Genomic DNA, 18,312 nt, shown 5'->3' on the forward strand with positions numbered 1-18,312 from the left:
TGTCGACCTTGGTCGACACATCTGTCAGATATCGAAATCGACCTGACCCCAAGAGCATTTCCAACGGATCGCGGAAAACTGTCGAAGGCGGGGTGGGTCCGGTTGAGGGGGCGTGAGCCGCATGGATGCGGCGACCGAGCTTACATGGACGTACTTGCAGCGTCCCCCTCAGCCGGATCCACCCCGCCGACCCGCAGGAAACCAGCTTTTGCTGTTGCTTCGGCACTGGCTTTTAGCGGGTGCAGGGCGCAGCCCTGCAAAGAGAAACCCCACCCTACGCCAGCGTCGGTTGTGCAATCCTCCCCCGCGCACTACGATCCTGCGGTTCTCGCGCGTGCGCGCCCGTACTCCTGCTGAGCGCCCCCGTGCGCCGCATCTGCCAACCCGAGGTATCCATGGTCATCAAACCGCGCGTCCGCGGCTTCATCTGCGTCACCACCCACCCGACCGGCTGCGAGGCCGCGGTCAAGCAGCAGATCGACTACATCCGTACGCGCCCGCCGATCCAGAACGGTCCCAAGCGCGTGCTGGTGATCGGCGCCTCCACCGGCTACGGCCTGGCCGCACGCATCACCGCTGCCTTTGGCAGTGGTGCTGCCACCCTCGGCATCTTCTTCGAACGCCCGGGCAGCGAGACCAAGCCGGGTACCGCGGGCTGGTACAACTCGGCTGCGTTCCACAAGTACGCCGACGAAGCCGGCCTGTACGCCAAGAGCATCAATGGCGATGCCTTCTCCGATGAAGTGAAGGCGAAGACCATCGAAATGATCAAGGCCGATCTGGGCCAGGTCGACCAGGTTGTCTACAGCCTGGCCGCGCCGCGCCGCAAGCACCCGAAGACCGGCGAGATCATCAGCTCCACGCTGAAGCCGATCGGCGAGCCGATCACCCTGCGCGGGCTGGATACCGACAAGGAAGTGATTACCGAGACCACCCTGCAGCCGGCCACTGCGGAAGAAATCGCCGGCACCGTCGCGGTGATGGGCGGCGAGGACTGGCAGATGTGGATCGATGCGCTGGCCGATGCCGGCGTGCTGGCCAATGGTTGTACCACCACGGCCTTCACCTACGTGGGCGAAGAGATCACCCAGGCGATCTACTGGAATGGCTCGATCGGCGCGGCCAAGAAGGACCTGGACACCAAGGTGCTGGGCCTGCGCGAAAAGCTGGCGAAAATCGGCGGCGACGCGCGCGTGTCGGTGCTGAAGGCCGTGGTGACCCAGGCCAGCTCGGCCATTCCGACCATGCCGCTGTACCTGTCGCTGCTGTTCAAGGTGATGAAGGAAAAGGGCACCCACGAAGGCTGCATCGAACAGCTCGACGTGCTGTACAACATCCTTTACGGCGGCAAGGCCGATGGCACGGCGGTCGATCGCCTGCGCCACGATTTGGTCGATGGCGAGGGCCACACCGTTGCGCTGGTCGATGAGGAAGGCCGCCTGCGCGCCGATTACAAGGAAATGGCCGCGGACGTGCAGGGCAAAGTGGTCGCGCTGTGGCCGCAGGTGACCAACGAGAACCTGTACGAGATCAGCGACCTGGCCGGTTACAAGGCCGACTTCCTGCGTCTGTTCGGTTTTGGCGTGGAGGGCGTCGACTACGAGGCCGACGTCAACCCGGACGTGAAGATCGGCAACCTGGTCGACATGACCTGATCAAGCAAAAGGCCGGCGAAAGCCGGCCTTCTCTTTGCGTAGTGCCGGCTGCTGGCCGGCAACCCTGGGTACCAAAGGCTGCCGGCCAGCGACCGGCACTACCTCGGTTACCCGAATTCGAACCCCATCTCCGGCAACGCCGGGCCCACGAAGTCGCCCTGCACGTAATCCACGCCGGCACTGAACAGCAGCGTCATCGAGTTGGCATCGCTGACGAATTCGGCAATGGTGCGGATGCCCACTTCCTGGGCACGCGCGGTGATCTGGCTGATGCGGTCGATGTTCTCGCGGGTGGCGGCCAGGTCGCTGGTGAAGCCCCGGTCCAGCTTGAGGAACTGCGGCTGGAAGTGGGCCAGCAGCTGGAACGAGTCCAGCCCGGAACCGAACTGCTCCAGGCCGATGCGGCAGCCCAAGGGGGCCACTTCGGCAAGGAACTGCTGTGCGCTGCGCAGGTGGGTGAACACCTTCGCTTCGGGTGCATGCAGCCACAGCCGTTCGCCGGGCACGCCCTGTGCCTGCAGCTCGCGGCGCAGGCTGGCGATCATCTGTGGGTCATCGAACGATTCCGGCGTGACCTTCACCAGCACCTGGGTGGCATGACCCGCACGTGCGCGTTCACCCAGCACCGCGATGGCCTGCGAGACCACCCAGCGGTTGATGTCGGCCAGCAGGCCGTGTTCCTCGGCGATGCCCAGGAACGCCGTCGGGCTCAGCAGCTCGCCGTTGTTTTCCAGGCGCAGATAGGCTTCGTACAGTTCCAGTGGTTCGCCCTGCAGGTTCAGCACCGGCTGGTAGTGAAGCTGGAAACCGTCGCCGGCCAACGCCTCGCGGATGCGCGCCACCCAGCGCTGCACACGCTCTTCCTCGACACGGTCGGCGGCAGCCGGGTCGAAGATACGGCAGGTGTTACCCAGCTCGGCTGCAGCCTGGGTGCATTCACTGGCGCGCGCCAGCACCTGGCCGATGCTGGCGATCTTCTCACCGACCTGCACGCCACCAATGCTGACCGTCACCGTGGCCGAGCGTGCGCCGATGCTGAAGACGTGCGCGGCGTAGGCTTCTCGGATGCGCTCGGCCAGCGCCACGGTCTGTGCGTAGGGTCCGGCCTGCAGCACGGCGAAATTGTGTTCGCCGAAACGGGCCAGTTGCGCGTCCTCGCCAACCACTTCGGCCAGCAGGGCGGCGAGGGCGCCGATCAGGGTGTCGGCCGAGGCCAGGCCGATATCCGGCAGCAGGCGCGCGTAGTGGTCCGGCTCGATCAGCAGCAGGCCGAACTGGCCCTCGCTGCGCCCGGCCTGGGCCACCGCGCTTTCCAGCTGCAGCATGAAGGTCGGGCGATTGAGCAGGCCGGTGACCTGGTCGCGCTGGCGCAGGTCCTCGACCTCGCGCGCCAGTTCGGGGTCGAACTCCATGCGGCGGCGGAGCACCACCTGCAGGCAGGACTCGCCCTCGTAGGTGGCCGCCGCAAATTCCATCGTCGCCGGGAACGCACTGCCGTCCTGGTGGCGCGCGTCGAGCTGGTACTGAGGCGGCGGCGCCTCGCCACGGCTGAGGCCCTTCAGCAGCTGCTTGAAGCCCTCCACGTGCTGGGCGGCGACCATGTCCAGCAGCGAGATGCCTTCAATGTCGTCAAAATGCTCGTAGCCGAACATCTCCAGGTAGGCGTCGTTGGCGCGGATGTGCATGCCTTCATGCACGTAGGCGATCGGGTCGCGCGATGAGGCGATCAGCGCGTCGCAGCGGCGCTCGGTCTCGCGCATCTGCGCCTCGATGCGGCGCAGGCCGCGGCGTGCCTGCAGGTCCACCCACTGGTCGCGGACCACGGCGAGCAGGTGCTCGGGGCGCTGGCGCAGGGCGAGGGCACGGATGCCATGGCTGCTGGCCTGCACCAGTTCGTCCTCGTCGATGCGCTCGGCCAGCAGCACCAGCGGGATGTCCTTGCCGCTGGCGGCGATGTGCTGGGCTGCCAGCTGCAGCGGAATGCCCTGCGACGGCGAGGCCAGCACCAGGTCGATGGCCTGGCTGGTCAGCACCTGGGCCAGCTCGGCCGCATCCTGTGGGCGCCACGGGCGTACCGCGATGCCGCTGTTGCGCAGGGTGCTGACGATGGCTTCGGCATTCTCGCCGCTGTCATCGACGATCAGCAGGCGGATGGTGATGTCGTTCGCGTTCTGCATGCACTGCTCCCCAATCTGCGAATCTAGATACACGATGCGCGGCGAACCGTCCATGCGCGTCCCCCTTGCGCGCATGGAACGGCGAAGTGGTTCACACCACGCCGCCCGCTGCGTGGCCGCTGGCCCAGGCCCATTGGAAGTTGTAGCCGCCCAGCCAGCCGGTCACGTCCAGCACCTCGCCAACGAAGTGCAGGCCGGGGACGCGCTTGGATTCCATCGTCGAGGATGACACTTCGGCGGTGTCCACGCCGCCCAGGGTGACCTCGGCGGTGCGGTAGCCTTCGGTGCCGCTGGCCACCAGCGGGAATGCGCCCAGCAGCTGCGCAGCCTGGCGCAGCACCGGCTCGTCCAGCTGGCGCACGGGGCGGTCGGGCAGCCAGTGCTCGCACAGCCGCTGTGCCAGCCGCTTCGGCAGCACCTCGCCCAGTACCGTGCGCAGCTCGGCGGCGGGGCGGTCGCGCTTCATCTGGCGCAGCCACTCGCCGGCATCCTGGCCCGGCAACAGGTCCAGCTCCAGCGCATCGCCGGGCTGCCAGAACGAAGAGATCTGCAGGATGGCCGGGCCGCTCACGCCGCGATGGGTCAGCAGCATGAAGTTCTGGAAGCTCTTGCCGTTGCAGCGCGCCTCGATGGGGAGAGCGACGCCGCTGAGATCGGCCAGCCGTTCCTGGTGCTTGCCGCTGAGCGTCAGCGGCACCAGCCCGGCCCGGGTCGGCAGTACCTGGTGGCCGAACTGGCGGGCCACCTCATAGCCAAAGCCGCTGGCGCCCATGCTGGGAATCGACAGGCCGCCGGTGGCAACCACCAGCGAGGCGCAATGGAACAGGCCCTGGGTGGTGTGCACGCGGAAACCATCGCTGCCGTGCTCGATGCGATGCACGCTGCAGTCGGTACGGATCTGTACGCCGGCCGCCTGGCACTCGTCCACCAGCATCTTCACGATCTGCTTGGACGAGATATCGCAGAACAGCTGCCCCAGTTCCTTTTCGTGATAGGCGATGCCGTGCTTGTGCACCAGCTCGATGAAATGCCAGGGCGTGTAGCGGGCCAGCGCCGACTTGCAGAAATGCGGGTTGGCCGACAGGAAGTTGGCCGGGGTGGTGCCGGTGTTGGTGAAGTTGCAGCGGCCACCACCGGACATCAGGATCTTCTTGCCGACCTTGTTGGCATGGTCGATCACCTGCACCTGGCGGCCCCGCTGGCCGGCAGTGATCGCGGTCATCAGCCCGGCTGCGCCGGCCCCGATGACCACCACATCGCAACGGATGGTGCTCATGCCTTGGCGCGCTTGCGCCAGTTCGGGATCACGTCGAGCTGGATCTGGTCGTTGAGCAGCTGCACTTCACCGTCCTGGATCAGCACGCTCCAGCGCATGGCACGCTGGATCTGCTGGCCCCAGCGCTCGACGAATTCGCCGTCCAGATCGACCACCGAAAGATTGTCGAAGCGCGCCAGGCCCTTGCCCTGCTTGCCCCACCAGATCTCCGAGGCGTTGCCGCCATAGTTGACCACCTGCACCTGGCGGCTGCGGTTGCTGGCCTTGCGGATGCGCGATTCGTCCGGATGGCCCAGGTCGATCCACTGCAGGATGTCGCCGGTGTAGTCGTGTTCCCAAAGATCGGGTTCGTCATCGGTGCTCAGGCCGCGGCCGAACTCCAGGCGGTCGCCGGCGTTCAGCGCGAAGGCGAGCAGGCGCACCATCAGGCGCTCGTCGGTCTCGGACGGATGCTGGGCCAGGGTCAGGTTGTGGGTCGCGTAGTAGCCGCGATCCATGTCGCTGATCTGCAGTTCGGCCTTGCGGATGGTGGCGGTAAGAGCCATGGGGGGTCCGTGGACTAAAGAGGACAATGATAGAGGTTTGCTCCGGGGGTGTCCGTGGCCGGGCTGTCTGCACACCGTCAACGGTGGCACTCTTGCGCTCTTTCCCGTGGCCGGAGTGGACGCCATGACCTTGCCCAGCCGGCTGCAGCTGCCGCCCGGCCCCTGGATCAGCCTGCTCGATGGCCTGTGTGCGCGATTCCCGCGCATCGCGCGCGCGCAATGGCAGGATCGCTTCGCGCGCGGCCGTGTGCTGGATGCGCAGGGCAGGGCGCTCGCTGCGGACATGCCCTGGCAGGTCGGGCTGGACATCCAGTACTTCCGCGAGGTGGCCGACGAACCGGTGATTCCCTTTGTCGAGACCATCGTCCATCTGGATGCGCACCTTCTGGTGGCCGACAAGCCGCATTTCCTGCCGGTGACACCGGCGGGTGGGCATGTGCGCGAGACGCTGCTGGCGCGGCTGGTCGCCCGCACCGGCAATGCCGATCTGGTGCCGCTGCACCGGCTGGATCGGCTGACGGCCGGGTTGGTGCTGTTCTCGACCCAGCGTGCGTCGCGCGATGCTTACCAGCGACTGTTCCGTGAGCGGCGCATCGAAAAGACCTATGAGGCCCTGGCACCGGCGCTGCCGGGGCGGGCGTTTCCGCAGCAGCGGGACAGCCGCCTGGTGCCGGGCGAGCCGTTCTTCCGCATGGCCGAAGTGCCCGGTGAACCCAATGCGCGCAGCCGGATCGAGCTGATCGAGGCCGAAGGGCCGATCTGGCGCTACCGGCTGCTGCCGGAAACCGGCCGCAAGCATCAGTTGCGCGTGCACATGGCCATGCTGGGGGCGCCGATCGTGGGTGACGACCTGTACCCGCAGCTTCGGCAGCGGCCACTGGACGTGGCCGAGTCACCGCTGCAGCTGCTGGCGCGGGCCCTGGCCTTCGACGACCCGTTGAGTGGCGCACGACGGACGTTCAGCAGCGGCCGCAGTCTGAGCCTTCCGGCTTAGGCCGGCCAGGTGCTCAGCGGGCCGGGCGTCGCGCCAGCCAGCGGTCCAGCTCGGCGGCGAACAACTGCCGGTCGCGGGGTCCCAGGGGCGGCGGTCCGCCGGTCTGGACCCCGGCGCCGCGCAGTTCCTCCATGAAATTGCGCATCGACAGCCGCTCGGCCATGTTGTTCGGGGTGTACAGCTGGCCGCGCGGGTTCAGCGCCACGGCCTTCTTCTCCAGCACCAGCGCGGCCAGCGGTATGTCCTGGGTGACCACCAGGTCTCCGGCGGCGACCCGCTCGACGATGGCGCTGTCGGCCACGTCCAGCCCCTGCGGCACCTGGATCGAGCGCAGCCAGCGTGAGGGCGGGGTGCGGATCCACTGGTTGGCGACCAGGGTCAGTTCGATCCCCACCCGTTCAGCCGCGCGGAACAGGATGTCGCGAATGACGGTGGGACAGGCGTCCGCGTCCACCCAGATGTGAGGGGGCGCGTATTCAGCGGGGGTTTCAGCTTCAGTCATTTCCTCAGTGTAGGGTAGGAAAAACCTGAATGGGGGCTCGGGGTTAGCCGCGAATGGCTGCCAGCCCTTGTCACGCCTAGCGGGTGAGGTGTTCCGATGAACGCCGGGGCTATCGCTTTTTGCAGAAAACACGCGTATCGTGCGACCCACTGTGTTTGCTAGGGTCACCGTGAATCGTGGCCTGGTGCAGTTGATCTCACGATCCGCTCATCGATCCGCTTTACCAACGCCTGCAACTCAGTCTCGGCCCCGATACCCGGTGGCTGCGATTTTTTTCAACATGTGTTTCAGGAGTTAGTAAAATGTCTGAACGTCAGACCGGCACCGTCAAGTGGTTCAACGACGCCAAGGGCTTCGGCTTCATCACCCCGGAAAGCGGCCCGGACCTGTTCGTGCACTTCCGCGCGATCCAGGGCACCGGCTTCAAGACCCTGCAGGAAGGCCAGAAGGTTACCTTCATCGCCGTCCAGGGTCAGAAGGGTATGCAGGCTGACCAGGTGCAGGCGGTCTAATCCGTCTGCTACCGTTGGGTAGCCAGAACGCCGGAAGCGAGAGCTTCCGGCGTTTTTTATTGCCCGCTGTTTTTTGTAGAGTCGAGCCACGCTCGACTGTTCTCAAAGACAGTGGAGCATGGCTCGACTCTACAAAGGGCATGCACTGCGCGCGGTACGATGGGGGCCTTCCCAAGGATCACCCTCATGCGCATCGTTCATCACCTGGAAAACTCCCGTTCCCTGCGCGTGCTGTGGATGCTGGAGGAGCTGGGGCTGGACTACGAACTGCGCCGCTATCCGCGCGATCCGAAGACGCTGCTGGCGCCGCCGGAACTGCGTAACGTGCATCCGCTCGGCAAGTCACCTGTGCTGCAGGATGGCGAGCTGGTACTGGCCGAGTCCGGTGCGATCCTCGACTACCTCGCTGACCGTTACGACGCGCAGCGCCAGCTGTCGCCGTCACCGATGCCGGCCGACGGCACCGAACGCATCGCGTACCGCTACTGGCTGCACTACGCCGAAGGCTCGGCGATGCCGCCGCTGCTGCTGACCCTGGTGATGGGCCGCATCCGTAATGCGCCCATGCCATTCTTCGCACGCCCGATCGCACGCAGCATTGCCGACAAGGCCGAGCGGGGCTTCGTTGGACCGCAGCGGCGCCTGCACCTGGACTGGATGGAGCGCCGCCTGGCCGAAAGCCCATGGTTTGCCGGCGAGCGCTTCAGTGCGGCCGACATCCAGATGAGCTTCCCGATCCAGGCTGCTGCCGCGCGCGGTGGTGGGCTCGACGACAAGCCGGCGCTGCGCGGCTTTCTCAAGCGTATTGGTGAGCGCCCGGCCTACCAACGTGCCGAGGCTCACGGCGGCCATCTGCAGGCGCTCAGCGGCAATTGAGGACGGCGGCGGGCGCCCCCATCTTCAACAGCATGGATACCGACAGCCCCCGTTTCGACAACCGCCTGCTGCATGCCCTGCCGGGCGACCCCGAACCCGGCCCACGCAGGCGCGAAGTGCTGGGCGCGGCCTGGTCGCCGGTGATGCCGACCCCGGTGGTGGCGCCCACGCTGCTGGCCTGGTCGCCGGAGGTGGCCACGCTGCTGGGTTTCCACGCCGCTGACGTCGAGAGCGAAGGTTTCGCGCAGGTGTTCGGCGGCAATGCGCTGTACGCCGGCATGCAGCCATGGGCCGCCAATTACGGTGGCCATCAGTTCGGTCACTGGGCCGGCCAGCTCGGCGACGGGCGTGCGATCTCGCTGGGCGAGCTGGTGGCACCCGATGGCCGACACTGGGAACTGCAGCTGAAGGGGGCCGGGCCGACGCCGTACTCGCGCGGTGCCGATGGACGGGCAGTGCTGCGCTCGTCGATCCGCGAGTTCCTGTGCAGCGAAGCGATGCACCATCTGGGCGTGCCGACCACGCGCGCGTTGTCGCTGGTCGGCACTGGCGAAGAGGTGGTGCGCGACATGTTCTATGACGGCCACCCGCGTGCCGAGCCTGGCGCCATCGTGTGCCGGGTGTCGCCATCGTTCCTGCGTTTCGGTTCGTTCGAGCTGCCGGCCTCGCGTGGCGAGACTGCCTTGCTGCAACAGCTGGTGGACACCTGCATCGCCCGTGATTTCCCCGAGCTTGAAGGGCAGGGCGAGGCCCTGTACGGCGACTGGTTCGCGCAGATCGCGGTGCGCACTGCCGAGATGATCGCGCACTGGATGCGTGTCGGCTTCGTGCACGGCGTGATGAACACCGACAACCTGTCCGTGCTCGGCCTGACGCTGGATTACGGCCCCTATGGCTGGGTCGAGGACTTCGATCCGGACTGGACGCCGAACACCACCGATGCTCAGGGGCGCCGCTACCGCTTCGGCACCCAGCCGCAGGTGGCGTACTGGAACCTGAGCCGATTGGCGCAGGCGCTGTCGCCGCTGTTCGCCGATGTCGCACCGCTGCAGGCGGGCCTGGCGGCCTACCAGTCCACCTTCGTGGCCTGCACGCGTCGCGATGCTGCATCGAAGCTGGGGCTGGCTGCTGCCAACGATGACGACCTGCAGCTCTACCAGCGCTGGCAGCAGCTGATGCAGGAGGGCGCCATGGACATGACCCTGGCCTGGCGTGCACTGATGCGCATCGACCCGTCGGCAGCGGACGCGACGGTTCTGGACGCGGTGTACTACGACGAGGCGCGCAAGCAGGCGGTGCAGGCGCCGTTGCAGCAATGGCTGCAGGGCTACGCAGCGCGCCTGCGCAGCGATCCGCTGTCGGCCCGCGAACGCCTGGCGAAAATGGCAGCGGCCAACCCGCTGTACGTGCTGCGCAACTGGCTGGCCCAGGAGGCGATCGACCTTGCCGAGCAGGGCGACCTCGGCGGTGTGCATGCGCTGCAGGACGTGCTGCGCGACCCATACACCGAACGCCCGGGGCTTGAACACTTCGCCGGCAAACGCCCGGCCTGGGCCGACAACCGTGCCGGCTGCTCGATGCTGTCCTGCAGTTCCTGAGGGTGGGATTCGGCAGGGCCGCGCCCTGCACCCGCAGAGGCAAGGGCCGAATCCAAAGCCAAAGCCAAAGCGGCTCTGGATTGTTGATGGTCTGGCGGGGCGGTGTGGGGCTGCAGGACACGCCGTAAACCCGTCCCTGGGGGCTCGATGGCGCCATCCATGGCGCCAACGGTCCTGCAGTCCCACACCGCCCCACCTCCGAAAGACTCCCGCGGCTGTGGGTAGGTGTCGACCTTGGTCGACACGGTAGATCCACGCCATGCGTGGATGAAATCTGTCAGATATCGATACACAAAAAAGGGGTCAGATCCGTTTCCCTTCGGAAAACGGATCTGACCCCACGAGCTGCCCGACAGATCGCAGAAATCTGTCGAAGGCGGGGTGGGTCCGGTTGCGGGAGTGTCCGCGGCATGGATGCCGCGGCCAAGCCCCCATGGATGGGTTTACGGCGTCTCCCGCAATCGGGCCCACCCCGCCATACCACAGGAAACCCGCTGTTGCCGTTGCTGTTGCTGTTGAGGTTGCCGGCCAGCGGCCGGCACTACCGCAGGTGCCGGGCGCAGCCCGGCCGACCCCCAACAGGCAGGCGGCGCCCGGAACAGGTACCCTATGCCGCCATCAGATAGCCAATGTGACATGACCGACGCCATCGTCGCTCCGCAGTGGGCCTCCCGCCTGCGCGACATCGCCGACTTCCCCAAGCCCGGCATCCTCTTCAAGGACATCATGCCGCTGCTCGCCCACAGCGAGGACTTCCGCGGTGCCATCACGGCGATGGCCGACCGTTGGCGCGACCAGAAGCTGGACGCGGTGGTCGGCATCGAATCGCGTGGTTTCATCCTCGGTGCCGCGATGGCACTGGAGCTGGGCGTCGGCTTCGTGCCGGTGCGCAAGCCAGGCAAGCTGCCCGGCCAGGTGCTGCGCGAGGAATACACGCTCGAGTACCGCAGCGACTGCATCGAAGTGCATGCCGATGCGCTGCCGGCCGGCGCGCGCGTGGTGATCATCGATGACGTGCTGGCCACCGGCGGTACGCTGGTGGCGGCGCTGTCGCTTGTGCGTCGCCTGGGTGTGGACGTGGTCGGTGCCGGCGTGCTGGTCGAGCTCGACGGCCTCGGCGGCCGGGCCCGCTGGGAGGCGGGCTTGCCACTGCACACCGAACTGGTGTTCTGATCGAAGGGTGAATGCCAACCAGGGTTGGCATCTACCAGAGCGAAGGGCCGGGAGCCGGTCGTTGCCAACCGTGGTTGGCAACGCGGCGTCAATCACATCATCCGCACGCGGAAACGACGGCCCTTGATCTTGCCGGCTTCCAGCTTGGCCACGGCCTTGTTGGCCTGCTCACGCGCGATCGCCACATAGGAGCGGGTCGGGAAGATCGCGATCTTGCCGATGAACTTGCTCGACAGGCCGGCATCGCCGGTCAGTGCGCCGAGGATGTCGCCCGGGCGCAGCTTGTCGGTCTTGCCGCCGTCGATGCGCAGGGTGCGCATCGCCGCCTGCGGCAACTCGGCCGGGCGCGAGGTCGCCAGCGGCGTCTTCTGCCAGTCCAGTGGCTGACCCATCTGCGCTTCGATGGCTTCGGCGCGGGTCTTCTCGCGGCCGGCCACCAGGCTGATCGCCAGGCCGCTGGCACCGGCGCGCCCGGTACGGCCCACGCGGTGCTGGTAGCTCTCCACGTCGGTCGGCAGTTCGTAGTTGATCACCGCCGCCAGCTCTTCCACGTCCAGGCCGCGCGCGGCGACGTCGCTGGCGACCAGCACGTTGCAGCTGCGGTTGGCCAGCAGCAACAGCACTTCCTCACGGTCGCGCTGCTCCATGTCGCCGTGCAGGGCGAGTGCGGAGAAGCCGAACTGCTGCAGCGAGTTGGCCACTTCGTCCACGTCCTTGCGGGTGTTGCAGAACACCACCGCCGATTCCGGCGTGTACTTCAGCAGCAGGCCGGCCAGCGCCTTCTGGCGATGCGCCGGTTCCACCTCACAGAACAGGTGGCGGATGGCCGGTGCCTGGTCGGCGCCTTCCACGGTCACCTCCACCGCGTCGCGCAGCAGGTCACGCGCCATGGCGCGGATGCTGTCGGGGAAGGTGGCGGAGAACAGCAGGCTCTGGCGATCCCTGTGGGTGCGGCCGGCGATCTCGCGGATGGGCTCCTCGAAGCCCATGTCGAGCATGCGGTCGGCCTCGTCCAGCACCAGCGTGCGCACCGCGCCAAGATTCAGCGCGCGCTTGCGTGCCAGCTCCTGCACGCGGCCGGGCGTACCCACCACCACGTGCGGGTCGTGGCCTTCCAGCGAGGCCAGCTGCGGGCCCAGCGGCACGCCACCCACCAGCAGCAACAGCTTCAGGTTGGGAATGCCGGTGGCCAGCTTGCGGATCTGCTTGCCGACCTGGTCGGCGAGTTCGCGGGTCGGGCACAGGACCAGCGCCTGCACGCGGATCAGGCTGGGGTCGATGGACTGCAGCAGGCCCAGCCCGAAGGCGGCGGTCTTGCCGCTGCCGGTCGGCGCCTGTGCGATCACATCGTGGCCATCGAGGATGGCCGGCAGGCTCTGCGCCTGCACGGGGGTGAGGGTGGTGTAGCCGAGGGCGTCCAGGCCGGGCTGCAGGGCCGGGTTCAGCGGCAGGGTCGAGAAGTCAGTCATGGCGCATTGTACCCGCCCGCGTGGCCGGTCCCGTCTAATAGGGTGGGGTCGGATCTCTTTCCGCAGGAAAGGGCTCTGACCCCAATTGGTGCCGTCATCCCCGCATGGCGTGGATCTTCTGGTGGGCGCCGACCCAGGTCGGTACGCGCCTGCTCAGCCCAGCACCGCCAACACACCCTGGTGGATCGCCAGGCCACCGAACAGCAGCCAGGCGAACAGGATCAGCGCCAGCAGCAGTGGTTTCAGGCCGGCCTGGCGCAGCGCCGAGACATGGGTGGTCAGGCCCAGCGCGGCCATCGCCATCGCCAGCAGCACGGTATCCAACTGCACCAGCCCCGCCTGCAGGCCGGCCGGCAGCAGGTGCAGTGAATTGAAACCGGCCACTGCCACGAAACCGAACGCGAACCACGGCACTACGATGCGCGCCTTGCTGCCGTCGGCGCTGGCCTTGCCGCCACGCGCCAGCCACAACGACAACACGACCAGGAACGGCGCCAGCAGCATCACCCGCACCATCTTGGTGATCACCGCGGTATCGGCGGCGGCTTCGCTGACCGCGCGGCCGGCGGCCACCACCTGCGCCACTTCGTGCACCGTCGCACCAGTGAACAGGCCGTACTGCCGCGCGTCCATCGCCAGCCAGCCGTGCGACTGCACCAGCGCATACAGCGCCGGGTACAGGAACATCGCCAGCGTGCCGAACACCACGACGGTAGAAACCGCGACAGTGACCTGCGCAGCGCGGCCGCGCACCACCGGTTCGGCGGCCATCACGGCTGCCGCACCGCAGATCGCGCTGCCGGCGCCGATCAGCATTGCCGCCTCGTGTTCCATCCTGAACACACGCACGCCCAGCCAGCAGGCCAGGCCGAAGGTGCTGGCGACCACCAGCACGTCCATCAGCACGCCGCTGACGCCGACATGGCCGATGTCCTGGAAGGTCAGGCGCAGGCCGTACAGCACAATGCCGGCACGCAGCAGCCAGTGCTTGGAGAAGCCGACACCGGCCGCGCTGCTCGGCGCCAGCCGCGGGTAGAGGGTGTTGCCGACCACGATGCCGGCCACGATGGCGACGGTCAGTGCACTCAGGCCGTGCGCCTGCAACCAGGGAAGCTCGGCCAGGTACAGCGACGCCGCCGCGATCAGACCCACCAGCAGCAGGCCGGGCAGGCGCGGCTGCCAACGTTGGCGCAGGGCGGGCAGGGACCAGGAAGAGAGAGCGGGGGCGTTCATGGCAGGGCAGGGCTGTAGTGACGAGGCAAGCGTGCGCCTTCGCCAATGACCTGTAAAACGAATAATATAGGTGAAATCTACCTATAAGATGGGTAATGTCCATGCGCCTGACCCTGCGCCAGCTTCAGGTTTTCGTTGCCATCGCCGACCACGGCAGCACCACCGCCGCCGGCCAGGCCATCGCCCTCTCGCAGTCGGCCAGCAGCGCCGCCCTGCAGGAGCTGGAGGCGCACTTCGGTACGCCGCTGTTCGACCGCATCGGCCGTCGCCTGGCGCTGAACGGGCACGGCCGCGCACTGCTGGAGCCGGCGCGCACCCTGCTGGTCAATGCCGCCGATCTGGAGCGGCAGCTGGCCGCCGGCGGAGACCCGTCGCAAGGGGCACCGCTGCGGTTGGTGCTGGCCGCCAGTACCACCATCGGCAACTACCTGCTGCCGCCGCGCATTGCGGAACTGCTGCGCCAAGCGCCACAGGCCGAGGTCGACCTGCGCATCGACAACAGTGCCGGCGTGGTCGCTGCTGTGCAGCGCCTGGACGTGGACGCCGGCCTGATCGAAGGCCCGTGCCATGAACGCGGTTTGCAGGTCACGGCCTGGCAGCAGGATCCGCTGGTGATCGTCGCCGCCGACGACGCTCCGCCGCGCTGGACGCTGGACGAACTGAGCCGCGCCCGCTGGCTGCTGCGCGAACCGGGTTCCGGTACCCGCGAAGCGGTTGAGCAGGCCCTGCTGCCGCATCTGCGTGGCTTCGCCCAGACCCTGCAGCTGGGCAATACCGAAGCGATCAAGCAGGCCGCGATCGCCGGCCTCGGCCTGGCCTGCCTCTCGCGCCACGCGCTGGAAGAGCCGCTGGCGCTGGGCCGCCTGCGCGTGCTGGACACCCCGCTGCCTCCCCTGCAGCGCACGCTGTGGCTGGTGCGCCACCCGGGCAAGCAATGGCTGCCGGGGTTGCAGGCGTTGCTGGGGCAGGTGGAGTAATCCATCAGACCCCCAGTCGATTCCATCCCTCCCGCCATCCCACAGGAAACCAGCTTTTGACGTTGCCGTTGACGTTGCCGGCCAGCGGCCGGCACTACCGCGGGTGCCGGGTGCAACCCGGCCGACGCCCCCAACCCGTACAATATCCGGATGCCTCTGATTACTCTGCAGAACGTCGACTTCAGCGTCGGCGGCCCGTTGTTGCTGGAAAAAGCCGAACTGTCGATCGAGCCGGGCGAACGCATCGCCCTGATCGGCCGCAACGGCGCCGGCAAATCCACCCTGCTCAAGCTGCTGTCCGGCGACCACAAGCCCGATGACGGCGAAGTGCGCGTGCAGCAGGGCGTGCGCGTCACCCGCTTGGAGCAGGAAGTGCCGCACGGCGCCGCCGGCTCGGTGTTCGACGTCGTCGCCGATGGCCTCGGCGAGCTGGGCCAGTGGCTGGCCGAATTCCACCACCTCAGCCATGCCGAAGTCTTCGATGGCGAAGCCCTCGGCAACGTGCAGGCCAAGATCGATGCCGCCAACGGCTGGGGCCTGGACCAGCGCGTCAGCGAAACTCTGACCAAGCTCGACCTGGATGGCGAGGCCGAGTTCGGCCGCCTGTCCGGCGGCATGAAGCGCCGCGTGCTGCTCGCCCGCGCGCTGGTGTCCAGCCCCGATGTGCTGCTGCTGGACGAACCGACCAACCACCTGGACATTGAGGCCATCGACTGGCTCGAAGCGTTCCTGAAGGGTTGGAGCGGCAGCGTGGTGTTTGTTACCCATGACCGCCGCTTCCTGCGTGCACTGGCCACCCGCATCGTCGAGATCGACCGCGGCCAGGTCACCAGCTGGCCGGGCGACTGGGCCAATTACGAGCGTCGCCGAGAGGAACGCCTCAACGCGCAGGCGCAGGAAAACGCGCGCTTCGACAAGTTGCTGGCGCAGGAAGAGGTCTGGATCCGCCAAGGCATCAAGGCGCGCCGCACCCGCGATGAGGGCCGCGTGCGCCGCCTGAAGGCGATGCGCGTGGAGCGTTCGCAGCGCCGTGATCTCAGCGGCAACGTCAAGATGGAAGCCGCACAGGGCATCAGCTCTGGCAAGAAGGTCATCGACGTCAAGGATATTTCGTTCGCCTTCGGTGAGCGCACCATGGTCCGCGACTTCACCACCACCATCATGCGCGGCGACCGCATCGGCCTGATCGGCCCCAACGGCAGCGGCAAGACGACGCTGCTGAAGCTGCTGCTGGGAGAGCTGCAGCCGGCCAAGGGCGAAGTCAACGCCGGCACCAACCTGCAGATCGCCTATTTCGACCAGTACCGCGCGGTGCTGCGCGAAGACTGGAGCGCGATCGAGAACGTGGCCGAAGGCCGCGATTTCCTCGAGTTCAACGGCAAGCGCAAGCACGTGCATGCCTACCTGCAGGACTTCATGTTCACCCCGGAACGCGCGCGTGCGCCGATCACCCGCCTGTCCGGTGGCGAGCGCAACCGCCTGCTGCTGGCCAAGCTGTTCGCGCAGCCGTCCAACCTGCTGGTGATGGACGAACCGACCAACGACCTGGACGTGGAAACCCTGGAGCTGCTGGAAGAGCTGCTGGGCGAGTACACCGGTACGCTGCTGCTGGTCAGCCACGACCGTGACTTCATCGACAACGTGGTGACCTCCACGCTGGTGATGGAAGGCGACGGCGTGATCGGCGAGTACGTCGGTGGCTACAGCGACTGGCAGCGTTATGCGGCCAGCATCGCAGCGCCTGCCTCGGTCCCCGCAGCCAAGCCGGCGGCCGCCGCCCCGGCCGCGGCGGCTGCTGCCACCCCGGCTGCGCCCAAGCGCAAGCTGGCCTACAAGGAAGCGCGCGAACTGGAGCAGCTGCCGAAGACCATCGAGAAGCTGGAAGGCGATGTCGAAGGCCTGACCTCGGCGATGAACGACCCGGCGTTCTACACCCGCAGCAGTGCCGAAGTGACCGCGCACACCCAGCAGCTGGCCAAGGTGCAGGCCGAGCTGGATGCCGCGTACGCGCGCTGGGAAGAGCTGGAAGGCTGAGCGGCTACCACGGCCGTCTCACCCTGCGGGCGGCTGTGGCTTTTGATCTGATTCCGCCTTGAAGCGAGCCGAGCACCGCAGGTCCGGCGAGGGCGAAGAGGCGCGGGTGTCTGAGCGCAGCGAGTTCCCGCGCCGTCCCTCGGTGGGCCGAGAAGCGCAGGGTACCGGTGCGTAGCATCGGCTCGCGGACGGCGGAGCGTTTCTTTTGGTTACTTTTCTTTGCGCGCACCGCACTGCAGGAGCAGGGCGGAACGGCATAGCCGGCCCGCAGGGTGACGCACAAGGATGTGCGTCATCAAGAAAAGTAACGCCTATGAACGCATCAGATTGCAGCAGTCATCCGCGCAGAGCGGTCATTTGACCCCGTGCAGATCCCGCAGCTGGCTCGGCCGGCTGCCGAAATACGCCGCCAGATCGGCGATGTCCTGATCACTCAGGTCCTTCGCCTGCGGCGTCATCAGCGCATGCTGGCGGTCGCCGGCGCGGTAGGCCTGCAGCGCATGTGCCAGATAGTCGCCGTACTGGCCACCCAGCTTCGGGTAGGTCGGATCGATCGGCGCATTGCCGTCGGCCCCGTGGCAGTCGATGCAGCTCTGGTTGGTGGCCTTGCCCTTCACCTTGGCGCGGGCTGCGCCGGCAGCCTCGCGGCCAGCCGGCAGGCCGGCGGAGGACGAAGAACCGTGTTCGCCGCTGGCATGGCCCGGGTCGGCGGCGGATTTCTCGCTGTTTTCCACCTGCGACTGCGAACAGGCCGCCAGCAGCAGGGCAACGGACAGGGCGATGGCGTGACGCATCGGATGCGCGGCTTTCGACATGGGCGGGCCTTACTTGACGGTGGACAGGTAAACAGAGAGATCGGCGATCTCCTGTTCGCTGAAACTCATCGACTGCGCCTGCATCGTCGGATGCCGGCGCTTGCCCTGGCGGTACTCGGTCAGGGCCTGGGCGAGGTACTGCTGGGTCTGGCCGCCGATCTTCGGCACCCGGTAACTGGGGTAGGCGTTCTTGTAGCCGGTGATGCCGTGGCACCCCTGGCAGGTGTAGGCCAGGACGCGGCCATTGTCGAAGTTGCCGGCGGGCGTGGCAGGCGCCGGCGCGGCGGCAGGCGCCGGGGCGGGTGTGGCAGGAGCGGGAGCGGGCTGTGCGGCGGCCCCAAGGGGCAGGAGGACGGCCAGAGCGAGACAAGCGGCGAGCGGCTGCGGGCGCATGGTGTCGTTTCCGGGGATTCGGGTCTGGTCGTTCCGGCGTGGGGTACGGAACGACCCGAGTATAGCCTCAGGTTTCATCTAGC

General features: G+C 67.2%; 16 protein-coding genes. 8 read left to right on the forward strand and 8 right to left on the reverse strand.

The window, feature by feature from the left end:
* Positions 1–395: 395 nt before the first annotated feature.
* Entirely contained in the window at positions 396–1,655 is a 1,260-nt protein-coding gene (gene fabV / locus KXV01_RS17330; protein WP_164284559.1) for an enoyl-ACP reductase FabV, read from the forward strand.
* Positions 1,656–1,762: 107 nt separating this feature from the next.
* On the opposite strand, the gene KXV01_RS17335 is transcribed toward fabV, so the two are convergent.
* The 3 genes from KXV01_RS17335 to KXV01_RS17345 form a co-directional block, all read right to left on the reverse strand.
* Complete coding sequence (locus tag KXV01_RS17335; RefSeq protein ID WP_099487759.1) at positions 1,763–3,832, reverse strand: EAL domain-containing protein; 2,070 nt, start codon at positions 3,830–3,832, stop codon at positions 1,763–1,765.
* A 91-nt stretch (positions 3,833–3,923) separates the two neighbouring features.
* A complete protein-coding gene (locus KXV01_RS17340) occupies positions 3,924–5,108 on the reverse strand; it encodes an NAD(P)/FAD-dependent oxidoreductase (RefSeq protein ID WP_164284562.1) in 1,185 nt (394 codons plus the stop codon).
* Entirely contained in the window at positions 5,105–5,653 is a 549-nt protein-coding gene (locus KXV01_RS17345) for a YaeQ family protein (RefSeq protein WP_014036873.1), read from the reverse strand. The genes KXV01_RS17340 and KXV01_RS17345 overlap by 4 nt, the downstream gene beginning before the upstream one ends.
* Positions 5,654–5,777: 124 nt before the next feature.
* On the opposite strand from KXV01_RS17345, the gene KXV01_RS17350 reads away from it, so the two are divergent.
* A complete protein-coding gene (locus KXV01_RS17350; RefSeq protein WP_111097300.1) occupies positions 5,778–6,647 on the forward strand; it encodes a pseudouridine synthase in 870 nt (289 codons plus the stop codon).
* 13 nt (positions 6,648–6,660) lie between these two features.
* Here the strand turns inward: KXV01_RS17350 and KXV01_RS17355 are convergent, their stop codons facing one another.
* Positions 6,661–7,149, reverse strand: coding sequence for a YaiI/YqxD family protein (locus KXV01_RS17355; protein ID WP_049436089.1), 489 nt, complete (start codon positions 7,147–7,149; stop codon positions 6,661–6,663).
* 302 nt (positions 7,150–7,451) lie between these two features.
* Between KXV01_RS17355 and KXV01_RS17360 the strand changes: the two genes are divergently transcribed.
* The 4 genes from KXV01_RS17360 (at position 7,452) to KXV01_RS17375 (ending at position 11,308) form a co-directional block, all read left to right on the forward strand.
* Positions 7,452–7,661 carry a cold-shock protein gene (locus KXV01_RS17360; protein ID WP_005416210.1) on the forward strand — a complete coding sequence of 70 codons (210 nt, stop codon included), beginning with the start codon at positions 7,452–7,454 and terminating at the stop codon, positions 7,659–7,661.
* 186 nt (positions 7,662–7,847) lie between these two features.
* Complete coding sequence (locus KXV01_RS17365) at positions 7,848–8,537, forward strand: glutathione S-transferase (RefSeq protein ID WP_263467968.1); 690 nt, start codon at positions 7,848–7,850, stop codon at positions 8,535–8,537.
* Positions 8,538–8,569: 32 nt separating this feature from the next.
* Positions 8,570–10,135 carry a YdiU family protein gene (locus KXV01_RS17370; RefSeq protein ID WP_263467969.1) on the forward strand — a complete coding sequence of 522 codons (1,566 nt, stop codon included), beginning with the start codon at positions 8,570–8,572 and terminating at the stop codon, positions 10,133–10,135.
* Between the two features lie 636 nt (positions 10,136–10,771).
* On the forward strand, positions 10,772–11,308 hold the full coding sequence (locus tag KXV01_RS17375; RefSeq protein WP_262222908.1) for an adenine phosphoribosyltransferase: 537 nt from the start codon (positions 10,772–10,774) through the stop codon (positions 11,306–11,308).
* Between the two features lie 92 nt (positions 11,309–11,400).
* Here KXV01_RS17375 and dbpA read toward each other — a convergent pair whose 3' ends face one another.
* Positions 11,401–12,777, reverse strand: a complete 1,377-nt coding sequence (gene dbpA, locus KXV01_RS17380) for an ATP-dependent RNA helicase DbpA (RefSeq protein WP_100477951.1) — start codon at positions 12,775–12,777, stop codon at positions 11,401–11,403.
* A gap of 153 nt (positions 12,778–12,930) precedes the next feature.
* Positions 12,931–14,010, reverse strand: a complete 1,080-nt coding sequence (locus KXV01_RS17385) for a YeiH family protein (RefSeq protein ID WP_164284527.1) — start codon at positions 14,008–14,010, stop codon at positions 12,931–12,933.
* A 101-nt stretch (positions 14,011–14,111) separates the two neighbouring features.
* Here KXV01_RS17385 and KXV01_RS17390 point away from each other — a divergent pair, with 101 nt between their 5' ends.
* Together KXV01_RS17390 and KXV01_RS17395 are read left to right on the forward strand one after the other, a co-directional pair.
* A complete protein-coding gene (locus tag KXV01_RS17390) occupies positions 14,112–14,987 on the forward strand; it encodes a LysR family transcriptional regulator (RefSeq protein ID WP_263467996.1) in 876 nt (291 codons plus the stop codon).
* Between the two features lie 150 nt (positions 14,988–15,137).
* The gene (locus KXV01_RS17395; protein WP_263467970.1) at positions 15,138–17,021 is read left to right on the forward strand and encodes an ATP-binding cassette domain-containing protein; all 1,884 of its coding nucleotides are present in this window, start codon (positions 15,138–15,140) and stop codon (positions 17,019–17,021) included.
* A 353-nt stretch (positions 17,022–17,374) separates the two neighbouring features.
* Here KXV01_RS17395 and KXV01_RS17400 read toward each other — a convergent pair whose 3' ends face one another.
* Positions 17,375–17,836 carry a cytochrome c gene (locus KXV01_RS17400; RefSeq protein ID WP_049411454.1) on the reverse strand — a complete coding sequence of 154 codons (462 nt, stop codon included), beginning with the start codon at positions 17,834–17,836 and terminating at the stop codon, positions 17,375–17,377.
* 9 nt (positions 17,837–17,845) lie between these two features.
* A complete protein-coding gene (locus tag KXV01_RS17405; protein WP_164284533.1) occupies positions 17,846–18,229 on the reverse strand; it encodes a c-type cytochrome in 384 nt (127 codons plus the stop codon).
* Positions 18,230–18,312 lie beyond the last annotated feature (83 nt).

This window comes from Stenotrophomonas sp. Ps181 (assembly GCF_025697425.1).
GTDB classification, from domain to species: Bacteria; Pseudomonadota; Gammaproteobacteria; order Xanthomonadales; family Xanthomonadaceae; genus Stenotrophomonas; species Stenotrophomonas sepilia.